Source organism: Rhodoferax koreense (assembly GCF_001955695.1).
GTDB classification, from domain to species: Bacteria; Pseudomonadota; Gammaproteobacteria; order Burkholderiales; family Burkholderiaceae_C; genus Rhodoferax_B; species Rhodoferax_B koreensis.
In genome coordinates, this window is sequence record NZ_CP019236.1 from 4131956 (window position 1) to 4147181 (window position 15226).

Sequence of the window (15226 nt, forward strand, 5' to 3'; positions counted from 1 at the left end):
CCACCTGCGTAGCGAGCTACACTTTCGATAGCACTCTTGGCAAATCCAGCGTCGCCACCAGGCCGCCTGCCTCGCGATTGGCCAGCGTGAGTGTGCCGCCGTGCCGGCGCGCGATGTCCAGCGCGATCGACAGGCCCAAGCCGACGCCGCCCTGGTTCAACTGGCGCGAAGCCTGCAGCCGGTAGAACGGCGCCATCACCCGGTCGAGTTCTTCCGGCGGCAGGCCCGGGCCGCGGTCGCAGATGGCGATGCGCAGCGTGTCGTGCGCATCGTCCAGCCGGACCTCGGCACAGCCGCCGTAGCGGATCGCGTTCTCCAGCAGGTTGCTGATGCAGCGCTGCAAGGACTGCGGCTGCGCGCGTATTGGCGCGGCCGTGCCGTGCACGGCCACGGCGTGGCCCGCGTCGCGCAGGTCGTCGGCCATGCTGTCGAGCAGCGCCACCACGTCGAGCAGCACGCGCGGTTCGGCATCGGCCGCGCCGCTGAGTACGTCGAGCGTGGTGCGGATCATGTTGTCCATCTCGCTGATGTCCTGGGCGAACTGGCGCTTGCGCTCGGGATCGGCCAGATTCTCGGCCCGCAGGCGCAACCGGGTGAGCGGCGTGCGCAGGTCATGCGACACCGCGGCCACCAGCCGGTCGCGCTCGTTGAGCTGTTCGCGGATGCGCGCCTGCATCTGGTTGAACAGGCGGCTGGCCTCGCGCGCCTCGGTGCTGCCGTTTTCGGCCAGCGGCGGGCCTTCGATGTCGTCGCCGAGGGCGCGCGCGGCCCTGGCCAACCGGCGGATCGGCTCGGAAAGCCAACGGGCACCGACCCAGGCGGCCAGCAACAGCGCGGCCACCCGCACCGCAATGTCCAGCAGCAGGCCGCCGTGCATGAGCGGGAATTCGGGTGGCGGAGGCCGGGGTGGCGGCGGTGGTGAAAGCGACGGCGGGAATGCGCCTGCCGCGGACCGCGGCGGGATGCCGGCACGCGGGCTGGCAGGCCCGATCTGCGCTGGCATCACCGGCAGACGGTCACCCGCGAAAACGCCTGCCTCGGGCGGCCGCGCGGGAAACGGCCGAAGTTCGAACATCAGGGCCATGGCCAGCACCTGCCCGACCAGCACGGCCGCCACCAGCAGCAGCGCCAGGCGGCCAAACAGGCTGCGCGGCAGCGACCGCCGCAACCAGCGTGCGCAACATGCGCCGACAGAACGCAACGGCGTCGTCGCAGCACCGCGCGCCGACGCCGGCATCGTCACAGTCCGGAAGAATGCCAGGCCGCGGTGCTCTGCACCGTCTGGCTGTCGAACATGTAGCCGACGCCGCGCACGGTCTTGATCATCGACGGGTTCTGCGGATCTTCCGAGAGCTTCTGGCGCAGCCGCGAAACGAGCAGGTCGATGCTGCGCTCGTAGCCATCCATGCTGCGCCCACGCGCCTGCGCCATCAGTTGCTCACGCGCGAACACACGGCGCGGCGCACCGAGGAAGATCGACAGCAGCCGGAACTCGGCGTTGGACAGAGGCACGACCATGCCCGTCGGCGACTTCAGTTGCCGCTCGTGCCGCAGCATCGACCAGCCATCGAAACGCACGACGTCGCCGCCGACGCCGTCCGGCGTCGGGTCGTTGCGCGCCACCGAGCGGCGCAGCACAGTCTGGATACGGGCCACGAGTTCGCGCGGCTCGAAAGGCTTGGCCATGTAGTCGTCGGCGCCGACCTCCAGCCCCACCACGCGCTCGACCGCACCGGCACGGGCCGTGAGCATGATGATCGGGATCGTCGAGCGCTGGCGCAGTTCGCGCGCCAGCGTCAGGCCGTCGGTGCCCGGCAGCATCAGGTCGAGCACCACCAGGTCGATCGGCTGGCTGGCCAATTGGGCCCGCATGGCATGGCCGTCGGCCGCCGCATGGGTGCCGAAATCGAATCGCGCCAGATAGTCGCGCAGAAGGCTGGTGATGCCTTCGTCGTCGTCAACCACCAGGATTTGCGATTGAGGTTTCATGGAATGGGAGCCTTTTTCATGATTTCTCACGAAAGTGTAGCGACGAAGCCACGCGATTCGATGCCCCGAACAGCACCGTGAAAGTTCTTTACTTTCGGCTTTAGAACCGCCGTTCGTACCAGGCTTGGTACATCCCCGACAAACGCCGTTTACACAGGGGCAGAACAATGGTCGCCAACCCTTCTGTCCGAGGAAAGCACCATGTCCAGCATCAATGGCATCAGCGGTGGCGGCGCCAGCGGCGACGCCTGGGCCCAGCTTCGGGCCGCGCGGGCGGCCACCCAGAGCCGCATCCAGAATCAACTGCTGGCCAAGGTCGATGCGGATGGTAGCGGTGGCGTCGACAGCAGCGAATTGCAGACGGCGCTGGACACCATCGCCAAGAAAACCGGCGTGGCGGTCGACACCAAGGCCACCGACCTGCTCGCCAAGGCGGACCAGAATGGCGATGGCAGCCTCGGCGCGGCCGAACTCGAGAAGGCGCTGCAGAGCGCGCTGCCGCCGCCGTCGACCATGGATTTCGCCCAGTCGCGCTCGGCCGACAACACCGCCGCCATGGCTGCGAAAAGCCAGGCCGCTGACGACCTGTTCGCCAAGGTGGATGCCGACGGGAACGGCAGTATCGACAAAACCGAACTCAATGCCCTGATGCAAGCGATGGCGCAGGACGAGCCGGCCACTCGCAGCACCACCAGTTCACCCGGTGCGAACAGCGCCAACGACGATCGGTTCGACACCAACAAGGACGGCGTGGTCTCCGCACTGGAACTGGCCGCGGGCACCGCTTCAGGTGCCGCCCCAACCGATCCGTTGGCGGCGCTGTTCGAAGCCGTCGACACCGACGGTGACGAAAAACTCAGCGTCAGCGAAACCGATGCCCTGGCCAAGCAGGCGGCCACGGCACTGGAGACATTGCAAAAGGCTTCCAGCATGACCGGCAACAGCGACGGCAACGGCGGCACCGCGGAAGACAAGCCTTTCGATCTGCGCACCCTGGCCCAACTCGTGCTGAAGCAATACGAGGCCATCGCGAGCCAAGGGTCGTCGGCCTCAACCTCGGCATCGACGCTGAACGCCACGGCCTGAAGCCGTCAGGCCATTTCCGCCAGCAGTCCCGCCACGACACGCGGGTACAGCCGATGTTCCTGGCTCAGCACGCGCTGCGCCAGGCCCTCCGCCGTGTCGCCGGGCAGCACCGGCACCACCACCTGGCCCAGGATCGGGCCGTGGTCCAGCTCGGGCGTCACGCGGTGCACGGTGGCGCCCACAAACTGGCAACCCGCGTCCAGCGCGCGCTGGTGCGTCTGCAGCCCGGCAAAGGCCGGCAGCAATGACGGGTGGATGTTGATCAATCTTCCTGCATAACGTTCGACGAAACCCGGCGTGAGGATGCGCATGAAGCCGGCCAGCAGCACCAGCGCGGGCGCCTCGCGATCAATCACCGCGGCGAGTTCGGCGTCGAAGGCCGCGCGTGGATCGGCAGCGGCGGCGAAGGCCTTGTGCTCGACCACCGCGGTGGCGATCCCTGCCGCACGGGCCGTTGCCAGGCCCGGCGCGGCCGGCTTGTTGGCGATCACCAGGCTGACGCGGGCGCCAAAACGTCCGGCCCAATCCTCGCGTTGCGAGGCCTGCACGATGGCCGCCATGTTGGAGCCGCCGCCTGAGATCAAAATGACAATGTTTTTCATACCTGCCGGAATTATCCCCGTGACCACACCCACACCCATCCTGACCCCCATCGAAGCGCGCGTGCTCGCCACCCTGATGGAGAAGGCGCGCACCGTCCCCGACAGCTATCCGATGTCGCTCAACACCCTGGTGCTGGGCTGCAACCAGAAAACCAGCCGCGACCCGATCATGAACATCAGCGATGCCCAGGCGCTGACCGCACTGGACGAGCTCAAGTCCGCCGGGCTGGTGCGCGAGGCCAGCGGCAGCCGGGTGGCGCGTTTCGAACACAACTTCCAGCGCGGCATCGGCGTGCCCGAGCAGTCGGCCGTGGTGCTGGGCCTGTTGATGCTGCGCGGGCCGCAGACGGCCGGCGAACTGCGGCTGAACACCGAACGCTGGTACAGGTTCGCCGACATCTCCTCGGTCGAGGGCTTTCTGGAGGAACTGCAGGACCGGGCCGCCGAAAAAGGCGGCCCGCTGGTCGTCAAGCTGCCGCGCGCACCCGGCGCCCGCGAACAGCGCTGGGCCCATCTGCTGTGCGGGCCGGTCGACCTGGCCGCGCTGGCCGCCGCCGACGCCGATGCGGCCCAGCCCGGCGCAGGCGCGTCGATGCTTCTGCAGGCGCGCATCGATGTGCTGGAAAACGAGGTGGCGCAATTGCGCGCCACGGTGCACAAACTGTGTGAGGAACTCGGTCTGCCCTTGCCGCCGCCCGTGTCCCCCCGCGGACAGGATTGACCCCCTCGCCATGCTAGAAAGCAGGCTTCTCTGGAGACAAAAGAATGGACCTTGCTTTCACGCCCGAAGAACAATCGTTTCGCGAGGAGGTCCGTGCCTGGGTCGCAGCCCATCTTCCCGCCGATATCGCTCATAAAGTGCACAACGCCCTGCGCCTGAGCCGCGACGACTTGCAGCGCTGGGCCAAGATCCTGGGCAAGAAGGGCTGGCTCGGTTACGGCTGGCCCAAGCAGTTCGGCGGGCCGGGCTGGAACGCGGTGCAGAAACACCTGTTCGAAGAAGAATGCGCGCGCGCCGGCGGACCCCGCATCGTGCCCTTCGGGCCGGTGATGGTGGCGCCGGTGATCATGGCCTTCGGCAATGCGGAGCAGCAGCAGCGCTTCCTGCCCGGCATCGCCAGCGGCGAAGTCTGGTGGAGCCAGGGCTACAGCGAGCCGGGCTCGGGCTCCGACCTGGCTTCGGTGAAGACCCGGGCCGAGCGTCAAGGGGACAAATACATCGTCAACGGCCAGAAGACCTGGACGACGCTGGGCCAGTACGGCGAATGGATCTTCTGCCTGGTGCGCACCAGCACCGAGGGCAAGCCGCAGACCGGCATCAGCTTCCTGCTGATCGACATGAAGTCGCCCGGCGTGACGGTGCGGCCCATCGTGCTGCTGGACGGCGAGGCCGAGGTCAACGAGGTCTGGTTCGACAACGTCGAAGTGCCCGCCGAAAACCTGATCGGCGAGGAGAACAAGGGCTGGACCTATGCCAAGCACCTGCTGAGCCACGAGCGCACCAACATCGCCGACGTGAACCGCGCCAAGCGCGAACTCGAACGCCTCAAACGCATCGCCAAGGCCGAAGGCGTGTACGAAGACCAGCGCTTCCGCGACGAGATCGCCAAGCTCGAAGTCGACGTGGTCGCGCTCGAGATGATGGTGCTCAGGGTGCTGTCAGCCGAGAAATCGGGCAAGAACTCGCTCGACGTCGCCGCCCTCCTGAAGATCCGCGGCAGCGAGATCCAGCAGCGCTACAGCGAACTGATGATGCTCGCCGCCGGCCCCTACAGCCTGCCCTTCATCTTCGAGGCGATGGAAGCCGGCTGGCAGGGCGACCACGTGGGCGCGGCCCACTGCGCGCCGCTGGCCTCCACCTATTTCAACCAGCGCAAGACCACGATCTACGGTGGCTCGAACGAGGTGCAGCGCAACATCGTCGCCCAGGTCGTTCTGGGCTGAAAAGGATCAATTCATGGATTTCAACTTCAGCGATGACCAGGAACAGCTGCGCGACGCTGTGCGCAAATGGGTCGAAAAGGGCTACGGCTTCGCGCGCCGCCGGGAGATCGCCGCCACGGGCGGCTTCTCGCGCGAGGCGTATTCGGAAATCACCGACCTGGGCCTGGGCGGCCTGTACATCCCCGAGGCCGATGGCGGGCTGGGCATGGGGCCGGTCGAAGGCATGGTGGTGATGGAAGAACTCGGTCGCGGCATCGTGCTCGAACCTTTCGGCCAGACGCTGGTCGGCAGCGGCATCCTGTCGGCCTATGCGCCGGAAGAAGTCAGGGCCGAATGGCTGCCGAAGATCGCCTCGGGCGAGGCGCTCGTGGTGCTGGCCCACCAAGAGCGTGCGGCGCGTTACCACCTCGACATGTGCCAGGCGCAGGCCAGCGCCACTGCGGGCGGCTTCAGCCTGTCGGCGCACAAAAGCATCGTGCCCGCGGGCGACCATGCGGACGCCTTCCTCGTGCCCGCGCAACTCGATGGCCGGATCGCGCTGTTTCTGGTGGCGCGCGGCGCAGCCGGAATCACCACCCGTGGTTATGCGACGCAGGATGGCGCCCGCGGGGCCGAACTGACCCTGGCCGACACACCGGCCACGCTGCTGACCCGCGAAGGCCTCGCGGCGCTGGAACACGCGGTGGACATCGGCATTGCGGCGCTTTGTGCGGAAGCCGTTGGCGTGATGGACATGACCCTGGCCGTCACCGTCGAATACATGAACACACGCAAGCAGTTCGGCGTGGCCATCGCCAGCTTCCAGGCCCTGCGCCACCGCGTGGCCGACATGAAGATGCAGCTCGAACTCGCGCGCTCGATGAGTTACTACGCCTCGCTCCAACTCAATGCCCCGGCCGGAGAACGACGCCGCGCCATGGCCCGCGCCAAGTACCAGCTGGGACAATCGATGCGGTTCGTCGGGCAGCAGGCGGTGCAGCTGCACGGCGGCATCGGCGTCACCGACGAATACATCGTGAGCCACTATTTCAAGAAGCTCACGCAGCTGGAAATGACGTTCGGCGACACCCTGCACCATCTGGGCGAGGTGTCGGAGCGGATGCAGGAAACCGCCGGCGTATTCGCCTGAGACGGTTGGAGAGGACCCGTCGGCCGGCCAGGCAACCCCTGGCTGGCCAGCAGCAAAAAATGCCCGTCAGGCCAGCGCCGGACGGGCATTTTTCCTGAGCGGCCCCAGCTTCGAAGCCGCTGAACCTCGACTTCAGGCCTTCTTTCAGGCCTTCTTCGCCTTGCTACGGCGGCGGTTCACACCCAGCGCGGCCAGGCCCAGGCCCAGCAGGCCGATGGAGCCGGGCTCCGGAATTGCGCTGACGTTGTAGCCGACGGCCACGTTGTCCATTTCAAAGGCAATGGCGCGGGTCGTGAACTTGAAGCTGGTGAACGCCTCCGCATCCGTGAACAGCAGGTTCACATAGATATTGGAAGCGCTGGAAGTCTGGTCGCCGGAGGTTCCGTTGAACAGGTCGATGAGCGACTGGCCGGTGATGGTCTGGATCAGGTCGCCGTTGGCGTCGTAGAACATCAGGTCGTTGTACGTGTCGATGGAGCCGTAATACAGCCCGAGGTAGTTCAAGGTCTTCCCACCCAAGGAATTGATCAGACCGGTGTAGTCCAAGGTCACGGTATCGGGCAGCGCGCCGCCGATCGCAGGGCCGTAGGCGAAACAGGTCGAATCGCCGGAAGGTGCCGCGGCGGCACCGGCGACGGTCCCCTTGCGCGTGCCGTAGCTGCCGCCGGTGATCGACACCAGGTTCGAAGGCGTGTCGATGCCGCAACCTTGAGAGGTGACGGCGCTGCCCGCTGCGGGATGGTCGAATGTCTCGACGAACACCGTGCCCTTGGCCACATTGGCCGCGTCCAGGTACGGACTGGTCTTGCCGGACTGGTCTCCTCCGGCGACGTTGGTGTTGGTCGAATTGAAACTGACGGTGACCGCCTGGGCGGAGAACGAAGCCAGGCCGGCGATGGCCAGCATGGCGCTGAGAATAACCTTCTTCATCTGGACACTCCTTGATCGTCAAAACAAACCGAAACTCGGCAGTAGTTTTCGAGCAAATAATGCGCCAGGATTAATATTTCCTTATAAATCATTCATCTTCATTTTTATTCAGATCCAAATGAAAATGACTTGTTAAATGCGCCGACAGATTAGAAGTAACTGAATATTTTTAAGTTTCAATTAACGATTAAATAATCAATTTAAATCGCTCATTTTCCGGCCAGACGAGAATGCCCTGCCAGCCAAAATACAGGCCATTCAGATCAGCAATCGGGAGGACTTAGGCACGTGGGCCATCAGGAAATCCATCTGGTCGGCCAGGATGCGGCGATTGCGCAGGATGAAGTCTTCCCACAGGCTGGGCACATAGGGCGCGTACAGCAGCGGCATGTGGGCCTGCTCGGGCGTGCGATTGCTCTTGCGGTGGTTGCAGGCGCGGCAGGCGGTGACCACGTTCATCCAGGTGTCTGCGCCCTTCTGGCCCAGGGGCTTGATGTGCTCGCGCGTCAGCACATCTTCATGGAAATGCTGGCCGCAATAGGCGCAGACATTGCGGTCGCGCGTGAACAGCTTGGAATTGGTGAGGCTGGGCCGCAGGTCGAAGGGGTTGATGTTGGGCACGCCGCGCGTCCCGATGATGCTGCTGACCGCGATCACCGACTGCTCGCCGGTGATGGCGTTGTGCCCGCCATGGAACACGGCGATCTGCGCGCCGAGCTCCCAGCGCACGTCTTCCGCCGCATAGTGGATGACCGCTTCCTCGAGCGAAATCCATGACTGGGGCAGCCCTTGGGCCGACAGCTTCAAGACCTTCACAACACGCCTCCTGAAATAGTCTAGAGACCACAGAACCGGAACGCAGATGTCAACAGCCGCTTGCAACACGGCTGCTGCGTCACAATATACCCTGTTTTCATGTCAATTCGGCTGACGGCGCTTGATCGACGGGCGCAATCAGCTATCAAAAAGATAACAACCCATGTTGGTTTTCCGCGGCTTCAACTACCCTGCCATCCAGGGGGCGTGTGCCTTGACCATCGGCAATTTCGACGGTGTGCACCGCGGCCACCAAGCCATGCTGGCCCTGCTCAACAGCGAAGCCGAACACCGCGGCGTGCCGAGTTGCGTGCTGACCTTCGAGCCGCATCCGCGCGACTACTTCGCCGCCGCCACCGGCCGGCCGGAACTCGCGCCGGCGCGCATCGGCACGCTGCGCGACAAGCTCACCGAACTGGCGCGCTGCGGCGTGGACCAGGTGATCGTGCTGCCCTTTGACGCGCGGCTCGCTGCGCAGACGCCGGAGGCCTTCATCGACGACGTGCTGGTGCGCGGCCTGGGTGCGCGTTACGTGCTGGTGGGCGACGACTTTCGCTTCGGCGCCAAACGCGCGGGCGACTACGCCATGCTCGACGCCGCCGGCGCGCACCACGATTTCGATGTCGCGCGCATGAACAGCTATGAGGTGCATGGATTGCGCGTCTCCAGCTCCGAGGTGCGGCAGGCGCTGGGCCGCGGCGACATGGCGGCCACCGCGCGGCTGCTCGGGCGGCCCTACAGCATCAGCGGGCACGTGGTGCACGGGCGCAAGCTCGGGCGTGAGCTCGGCTTTCGCACCGTCAACCTGCGTTTTGCGCACTGGAAGCCCGCCGCCAGCGGCATCTTCGCCGTGCGCGTCCACGGCCTGGCGGAAACCGCGCTCGTGGGCGTGGCCAATCTCGGCATCCGGCCGTCGCTCGACCCGGGCGACGTCAACGGCGGCCGTGTGCTGCTCGAAACCCATTGCCTCGACTGGCCCGCCGCGCTCGGCGCCGAGGGGGCGTACGGTAAAATCATCCGCGTGGAACTGCTGCACAAACTGCATGACGAGCTGAAATACGACAGCCTGGAAGCCCTGAAGACGGGCATCGCCAAGGACTGCGCCGACGCGCGTGATTTCTTCGGTGGCATGCATGCAGAGACCAGCCGTCAGACGACGCGCGACCGAATTTAGACGATCTCTGCCGCGTCCAGTGCCAGCCCCGTGCTGGCCCGCGACGGCCATCTCCGTTTGCCTTGCGCCTCCGGCCTGCCCGGACCCAACCTGTTTCAAGCATTGCCATGACCGAATCCGCAAAGACCGACTACCGCAGCACCCTCAACCTGCCCGACACCCCCTTCCCCATGCGCGGCGACCTGCCCAAGCGCGAGCCCGGCTGGGTCAAGGAATGGGACGAAAAAGGCATCTACAAGAAGCTGCGCGACGTGCGCGCCGGCGCACCCAAGTTCGTGCTTCACGACGGCCCGCCTTATGCCAACGGCCAGATCCACATGGGCCACGCGGTCAACAAGATCCTGAAGGACATGATCGTCAAGGCGCGGCAGTTGAAGGGCCTGGACGCCATCTACGTGCCGGGCTGGGACTGCCATGGCCTGCCGATCGAGAACCAGATCGAAAAGACCTACGGGCGCAACCTGAGCCGCGACGAGGTGCAGGCCAAGAGCCGCGCCTACGCCACCGAGCAGATCGCGCAGCAGAAACAGGATTTCAAGCGCCTGGGCGTGCTCGGCGAATGGGACAACCCTTACCTGACGATGAACCCCGGCAACGAGGCCGACGAGATCCGTGCGCTCAAGCGCATCATGGAACGCGGCTTCGTCTACCGCGGCCTGAAGCCGGTGTACTGGTGCTTCGACTGCCGCTCGTCGCTGGCCGAGTTCGAGATCGAATACGCGGACAAGAAGTCGCAAACAATCGACGTGGCCTTTGAGAGTGCCGAGCCGGAGAAGCTGCTTGCCGCTTTCGGGCTCTCACCCACCTCCGTTCGCACTGAGCCTGTCGAAGTGCCTGGGTCGGAGGCTTCGTCAGGCTCAACCCGGTCCTTCGACAAGCTCAGGACGAACGGGGTGGGGCCATCCATCTTCGCCGTGATCTGGACCACCACCGCCTGGACCATCCCGGCCAACCAGGCGCTGAACCTGAATCCCGAGCTCGAATACGCGCTCGTCGACACACCCCGCGGCCTGCTGATCCTGGCCTCGGCGCTGGTCGAGAAGGCGCTCGCGCGTTACCAGCTCGAAGGCACGGTGCTGGCCACCGTGCTCGGCGAAAAACTCGCCGGGCTGAACTTCAAGCACCCGCTGCACGACGTGGCCGACCCCGGCACCGGCCAGTACAGCTACCGCCGCCTGTCGCCGATCTTCCTGGCCGACTACGCCACGGCCGACGACGGCACCGGTATCGTGCACTCCTCGCCGGCCTACGGCGTGGACGACTTCAACTCCTGCGTGGCCCATGGCATCTCGCACGACGACATCCTGAACCCGGTGCAGGGCAACGGCGTGTACGTGGACGAATTGCCCATGTTCGGCAACCAGTTCATCTGGAAGGCCGCACCCGTCATCGTCGACGCGCTGCGCGACGCGGGCCGCCTGCTGGCCACCGAGACGATCACGCACAGCTACCCGCATTGCTGGCGCCACAAGACACCGGTGATCTACCGGGCCGCCGCCCAATGGTTCATCCGCATGGACGAGGGCGAGGGCGTGTTCACCAAGGACAAGGCTTTGCAGACGCTGCGCCAGCTCGCGCTCAACGCCATCGAGGAGACCAGCTTCTACCCCGAGAACGGCAAGGTGCGCCTGCGCGACATGATCGCCGGCCGGCCGGACTGGTGCATCTCGCGCCAGCGCAACTGGGGCGTGCCGCTGCCCTTCTTCATCCACAACGCCACGGGTGAACTGCACCCGCGCACCATGGAACTGATGGACACGGCTGCCGACATGGTGGCTGCCGGCGGCATCGAGGCCTGGAGCAAGGCCACGCCCGAATCGCTGATCGGTGCCGATGCCGAGGTCTACACCAAGAGCAACGACATCCTCGACGTCTGGTTCGACTCCGGCACCACGCACTACACCGTGCTGCAGAAGAGCCATGCGGCCCAATCCACCTGGCCGGCCGACCTGTACCTCGAAGGCCACGACCAGCACCGCGGCTGGTTCCACAGCTCGCTGCTGACCGCCTGCGCCATGTACGACCACGCACCGTACAAGGGCCTGCTGACGCACGGCTTCACCGTCGACAGCCAGGGTCGCAAGATGAGCAAGTCGCTCGGCAACGGCGTCGATCCGCAGAAGACCAGCGAGAAGCTCGGCGCCGAGATCATCCGCCTGTGGGTGGCCGCGAGCGACTATTCGGGCGACATCGCCGGCGACGACAAGATCCTGGCGCGTGTGGTCGACACCTACCGCCGCATCCGCAACACGCTGAAGTTCCTGCTCGCCAACGTGAGCGACTTCGACCCGGCCACGGACGCCGTGCCGGCCGATCAACTGCTCGAGATCGACCGCTATGCCTTGAGCCGCGCGGCGCAGTTCCAGGCCGAAGTCCTGGCGCATTTCGAGGTCTATGAATTCCACCCGGTGGTGGCCAAGCTGCAGGTGTATTGCTCGGAAGACCTGGGCGCGTTCTACCTCGACGTGCTGAAGGACCGGCTCTACACCACGGCGCCGAAGTCGCTGGCGCGGCGCAGCGCGCAGACCGCGCTGTGGCAGATCACCCACGCCATGCTGCGCTGGATGGCGCCGTTCCTGAGCTTTACCGCCGAGGAAGCGTGGAAGATCTTCGGCTCCAGCGAGACGATCTTCCAGGAAACCTACAGCCAGCTGGCCGCGCCGGACGCAGCGCTGCTGGCCAAGTGGGCGCGCATCCGCGAGATCCGCGACGCGGTCAACAAGGACATCGAGGTGCTGCGCGCCAACGGCCAGGTCGGCTCATCGCTGCAGGCCACCGTGGCCTTGCAGGCCGGCGCCGCCGACCACGCGCTGCTCGCCAGCCTGGGCGACGACCTGAAGTTCGTGTTCATCACCTCGGCGGTCGAACTGTCGAACGCGGAAACGGCGAGCGACGTGCCGGCCATCGCCGTCAAGCCCAGCACCGCCGTGAAATGCGACCGCTGCTGGCACTACCGCGACGACGTGGGCGTGGATGCGGCCCATCCCACGCTGTGCGGCCGTTGCACCAGCAACCTGTTTGGCGCTGGCGAAGCTCGGGCGTTCGCGTGATGGCCAAGAAACCGACTTTCGTCAAATCCTCGGGCGCGAGCCTGGTGCCGTGGCTGGGCCTGGCGTTGATCATCTTCCTGGCGGACCAGTTCACCAAGGTGCTGATCCTCAACTACTACCGCCTGGGTGACAGCACCTTCGTCACCGGCTTCTTCAACGTCGTGCGCGCGCACAACACCGGCGCGGCCTTCTCGTTCCTGGCCGGCGCCTCCGGCTGGCAACGCTGGCTGTTCACCGGCATCGGCGTGGCGGCGGCACTGTTCATCGTCTGGCTGCTGAAGTCGCATGCGGGACAGAAGCTTTTTTCGTTCGCGCTGGCCTGCATCCTGGGCGGTGCGGTGGGCAATGTGGTGGACCGCATGATGCACGGCTACGTGGTGGACTTCCTCGACTTCCATGTGCGCAACTGGCACTTCCCGGCCTTCAACCTGGCCGACAGCGCCATCAGCATCGGCGCGGCCTGCCTCATCCTCGACGAGCTGCTGCGCGTGCGGCGCGGCAAGTCCTGACGCTTGTTGCGGCGCATCGGGCCAATCGGCATTGGTATTTGCCCGCATGGCGGCAAAGCGGCCGGACGCGGGCGTATAGTGTCCGGTTCGATTGAGCCATGAAGCATCTACTGAATCTGTTGGCAGCCATCGCGCTGCTGGTCTGGGGAACCCATCTCGTACGCACCGGCGTGTTGCGCGTGTTCGGCGCCAACCTGCGCCAGATCCTCGCGCGCAGCATGGGCAACCGATTCACCGCGGCGCTCTCGGGCATCGGCGTCACCGCCCTGGTGCAATCGAGCACCGCCACCTCGCTGATGACCTCGTCCTTCGTCGGCCAGGGCCTGATCACGCTGCCGGCCGCGCTCGCCGTGATGCGCGGCGCGGACATCGGCACCAGCCTGATGTCGGTGCTGTTCTCGTTCGACCTGTCCTGGCTGTCGCCGCTGTTCATCTTTGTCGGCGTGGTGATGTTCCTCTCGGGGCAGGACCGCAAGCCCGGGCGCATCGGCCGCGTGCTGATCGGCCTGGGCCTGATGCTGCTGGCGCTGCGCCTGGTGGTCGAAGCCACCGAGCCGCTGCTGGCATCGCCGGCCGTGCGCGCGCTGCTCGGTGCGGTCAGCAGCGACATCTTCCTGGAGATCTTCCTCGGCATGCTGCTGGCCGTGATCGCCTATTCGAGCCTGGCCGTGGTGCTGCTGATCGCCGCGCTGGCCGCCTCCACCGTGATCCAGCTCGACGTGGCCCTGGGCCTGGTGCTCGGCGCCAACCTCGGCAGCGGCGTGCTCGCCGTGTTGACTACGGCCAAGTCGATCACCGAGGTGCGCCAGGTCACCGTCGGCAACCTGGTGTTCAAGCTCATGGGCGTGGCGCTGGTGGCCCCCTGCGTCGGCCTGTGGCTGCAGCATGTGCAGCCCATGCTGCCCGGCATCACCGAAGGCGTGGTGCTGTTCCACCTGGCGTTCAACGTGGCGATGAGCGTGGCCTTCATCGGCCTCACGCAGCTGATCGCCAACGTGGTGGCCAAGCTGCTGCCCAAGCCCGCGCCAGCCGCGAGCCAGATGCGGCCGCAGCACCTGGACCCCTCCGCCCTGTCCACGCCGTCGCTGGCCATCTCGTGCGCCGCGCGCGAGGCATTGCACCAGGCCGACATCGTCGAGACCATGATGCTGGCCATCCTCACGGTGATCAAGAACAACGACGTCAAGCTTGCCGACGAAGTGCGCAAGATGGACGACACGGTGGACCAGCTCTACTCCGCCATCAAGTACTACCTGACCAAGATCTCGCGCGAGGCGCTGGCCGACGACGAAAGCCGCCGCTGGACGGACATCATCAGCTTCACCATCAACATGGAGCAGATCGGCGACATCATCGAGCGGGTGGTGATCGACATCGAAGACAAGAAGATCAGGCCCGGCCGCAATTTTTCCGAAGCCGGCATGGCCGAAATCACCGAGCTGCACACCCGCCTCATCGCCAACCTGCGCCTGAGCATGAGCGTGTTCCTCAACGGCAACGTGCACGATGCGCGCAAGCTGCTCGAGGAAAAGGCGCGCTTCCGCGACCTGGAGCGCAACTACGCGGCCACCCACCTGAGCCGGCTGTCCGACAAGACCATGTCGAGCATCGAGACGAGTTCGCTGCACATCGACCTGATCAGCGACTTGAAACGCATCAACTCGCACATCTGCTCGATCGCCTACCCGATCCTGGATTCGGCGGGTGCCCTGGCACCGAACCGCTTCCGCGAACCGGAAACGCCGACGCCGGTCTGACACCAGCCCCGTCCCGTTCAGCCTGAGAACAGGAATGCTTCGACAAGCTCAGCACGAACGGCTTTTTTCTGAGCTCGGGCGACCTCTCACCCCGTTCGCCCTGAGCCTGTCGAAGAGCACCCGATCGTCCTGAGCACAGTCGAAGGACCTAGTGGAGAACCAGTGCTTCGCCAGGCTCAGCACGCACGGCTGTTTGCTGACCTTGGGCACTCTCCCCCGCCCGTTGGCCCTGAGCCTGTC

Annotated in this window: 13 protein-coding genes; 8 read left to right on the top strand and 5 right to left on the bottom strand. The window is 65.6% G+C overall.

What is annotated here, in order from left to right:
- Positions 1-16 precede the first annotated feature (16 nt).
- Complete coding sequence (locus tag RD110_RS19215; RefSeq protein WP_083686360.1) at positions 17-1237, bottom strand: sensor histidine kinase; 1221 nt, start codon at positions 1235-1237, stop codon at positions 17-19.
- Between the two features lie 2 nt (positions 1238-1239).
- A complete protein-coding gene (locus RD110_RS19220; RefSeq protein WP_076201172.1) occupies positions 1240-1989 on the bottom strand; it encodes a response regulator in 750 nt (249 codons plus the stop codon).
- A gap of 201 nt (positions 1990-2190) precedes the next feature.
- On the opposite strand from RD110_RS19220, the gene RD110_RS19225 reads away from it, so the two are divergent.
- Entirely contained in the window at positions 2191-3075 is an 885-nt protein-coding gene (locus RD110_RS19225; protein ID WP_076201174.1) for an EF-hand domain-containing protein, read from the top strand.
- 5 nt (positions 3076-3080) lie between these two features.
- Here the strand turns inward: RD110_RS19225 and purN are convergent, their stop codons facing one another.
- Complete coding sequence (gene purN / locus RD110_RS19230; protein ID WP_076201175.1) at positions 3081-3677, bottom strand: phosphoribosylglycinamide formyltransferase; 597 nt, start codon at positions 3675-3677, stop codon at positions 3081-3083.
- A 13-nt stretch (positions 3678-3690) separates the two neighbouring features.
- Between purN and RD110_RS19235 the strand changes: the two genes are divergently transcribed.
- From RD110_RS19235 to RD110_RS19245, 3 genes are read left to right on the top strand one after another with little or no spacing between them, the layout of a single operon-like run.
- The gene (locus RD110_RS19235) at positions 3691-4398 is read left to right on the top strand and encodes a YceH family protein (RefSeq protein WP_394329461.1); all 708 of its coding nucleotides are present in this window, start codon (positions 3691-3693) and stop codon (positions 4396-4398) included.
- A 44-nt stretch (positions 4399-4442) separates the two neighbouring features.
- Positions 4443-5621: an acyl-CoA dehydrogenase family protein gene (locus tag RD110_RS19240; protein ID WP_076201178.1), complete on the top strand. Its 1179-nt coding sequence runs from the start codon at positions 4443-4445 to the stop codon at positions 5619-5621.
- A 13-nt stretch (positions 5622-5634) separates the two neighbouring features.
- Positions 5635-6750, top strand: a complete 1116-nt coding sequence (locus RD110_RS19245) for an acyl-CoA dehydrogenase family protein (protein ID WP_076201180.1) — start codon at positions 5635-5637, stop codon at positions 6748-6750.
- A gap of 144 nt (positions 6751-6894) precedes the next feature.
- Here the strand turns inward: RD110_RS19245 and RD110_RS19250 are convergent, their stop codons facing one another.
- A complete protein-coding gene (locus RD110_RS19250; RefSeq protein WP_076201181.1) occupies positions 6895-7680 on the bottom strand; it encodes an Npun_F0296 family exosortase-dependent surface protein in 786 nt (261 codons plus the stop codon).
- 258 nt (positions 7681-7938) lie between these two features.
- Positions 7939-8496: an HNH endonuclease gene (locus RD110_RS19255; RefSeq protein WP_076201183.1), complete on the bottom strand. Its 558-nt coding sequence runs from the start codon at positions 8494-8496 to the stop codon at positions 7939-7941.
- A gap of 163 nt (positions 8497-8659) precedes the next feature.
- Here RD110_RS19255 and RD110_RS19260 point away from each other — a divergent pair, with 163 nt between their 5' ends.
- From RD110_RS19260 to RD110_RS19275, 4 genes are all read left to right on the top strand, one after another.
- Complete coding sequence (locus RD110_RS19260; RefSeq protein WP_076201184.1) at positions 8660-9670, top strand: bifunctional riboflavin kinase/FAD synthetase; 1011 nt, start codon at positions 8660-8662, stop codon at positions 9668-9670.
- A 107-nt stretch (positions 9671-9777) separates the two neighbouring features.
- Complete coding sequence (ileS, locus tag RD110_RS19265; protein ID WP_076201186.1) at positions 9778-12720, top strand: isoleucine--tRNA ligase; 2943 nt, start codon at positions 9778-9780, stop codon at positions 12718-12720.
- The gene (gene lspA, locus RD110_RS19270; RefSeq protein ID WP_076201188.1) at positions 12720-13229 is read left to right on the top strand and encodes a signal peptidase II; all 510 of its coding nucleotides are present in this window, start codon (positions 12720-12722) and stop codon (positions 13227-13229) included. Before ileS ends, lspA begins: the two co-directional genes overlap by 1 nt.
- Before the next feature lie 98 nt (positions 13230-13327).
- Positions 13328-14986 (top strand): Na/Pi cotransporter family protein, encoded by a 1659-nt coding sequence (locus RD110_RS19275; RefSeq protein ID WP_076201189.1) that lies wholly within the window; start codon positions 13328-13330, stop codon positions 14984-14986.
- Positions 14987-15226: the final 240 nt, after the last annotated feature.

Bases quoted from the DNA above. Each gene is read 5' to 3' on its own strand.
- RD110_RS19215 (WP_083686360.1), bottom strand. From the start codon at position 1,237: ATGCCGGCGTCGGCGCGCGGTGCTGCGACGACGCCGTTGCGTTCTGTC.
- RD110_RS19220 (WP_076201172.1), bottom strand. From the start codon at position 1,989: ATGAAACCTCAATCGCAAATCCTGGTGGTTGACGACGACGAAGGCATC.
- RD110_RS19225 (WP_076201174.1), top strand. From the start codon at position 2,191: ATGTCCAGCATCAATGGCATCAGCGGTGGCGGCGCCAGCGGCGACGCC.
- purN (WP_076201175.1), bottom strand. From the start codon at position 3,677: ATGAAAAACATTGTCATTTTGATCTCAGGCGGCGGCTCCAACATGGCG.
- RD110_RS19240 (WP_076201178.1), top strand. From the start codon at position 4,443: ATGGACCTTGCTTTCACGCCCGAAGAACAATCGTTTCGCGAGGAGGTC.
- RD110_RS19245 (WP_076201180.1), top strand. From the start codon at position 5,635: ATGGATTTCAACTTCAGCGATGACCAGGAACAGCTGCGCGACGCTGTG.
- RD110_RS19250 (WP_076201181.1), bottom strand. From the start codon at position 7,680: ATGAAGAAGGTTATTCTCAGCGCCATGCTGGCCATCGCCGGCCTGGCT.
- RD110_RS19260 (WP_076201184.1), top strand. From the start codon at position 8,660: ATGTTGGTTTTCCGCGGCTTCAACTACCCTGCCATCCAGGGGGCGTGT.
- ileS (WP_076201186.1), top strand. From the start codon at position 9,778: ATGACCGAATCCGCAAAGACCGACTACCGCAGCACCCTCAACCTGCCC.
- lspA (WP_076201188.1), top strand. From the start codon at position 12,720: ATGGCCAAGAAACCGACTTTCGTCAAATCCTCGGGCGCGAGCCTGGTG.
- RD110_RS19275 (WP_076201189.1), top strand. From the start codon at position 13,328: ATGAAGCATCTACTGAATCTGTTGGCAGCCATCGCGCTGCTGGTCTGG.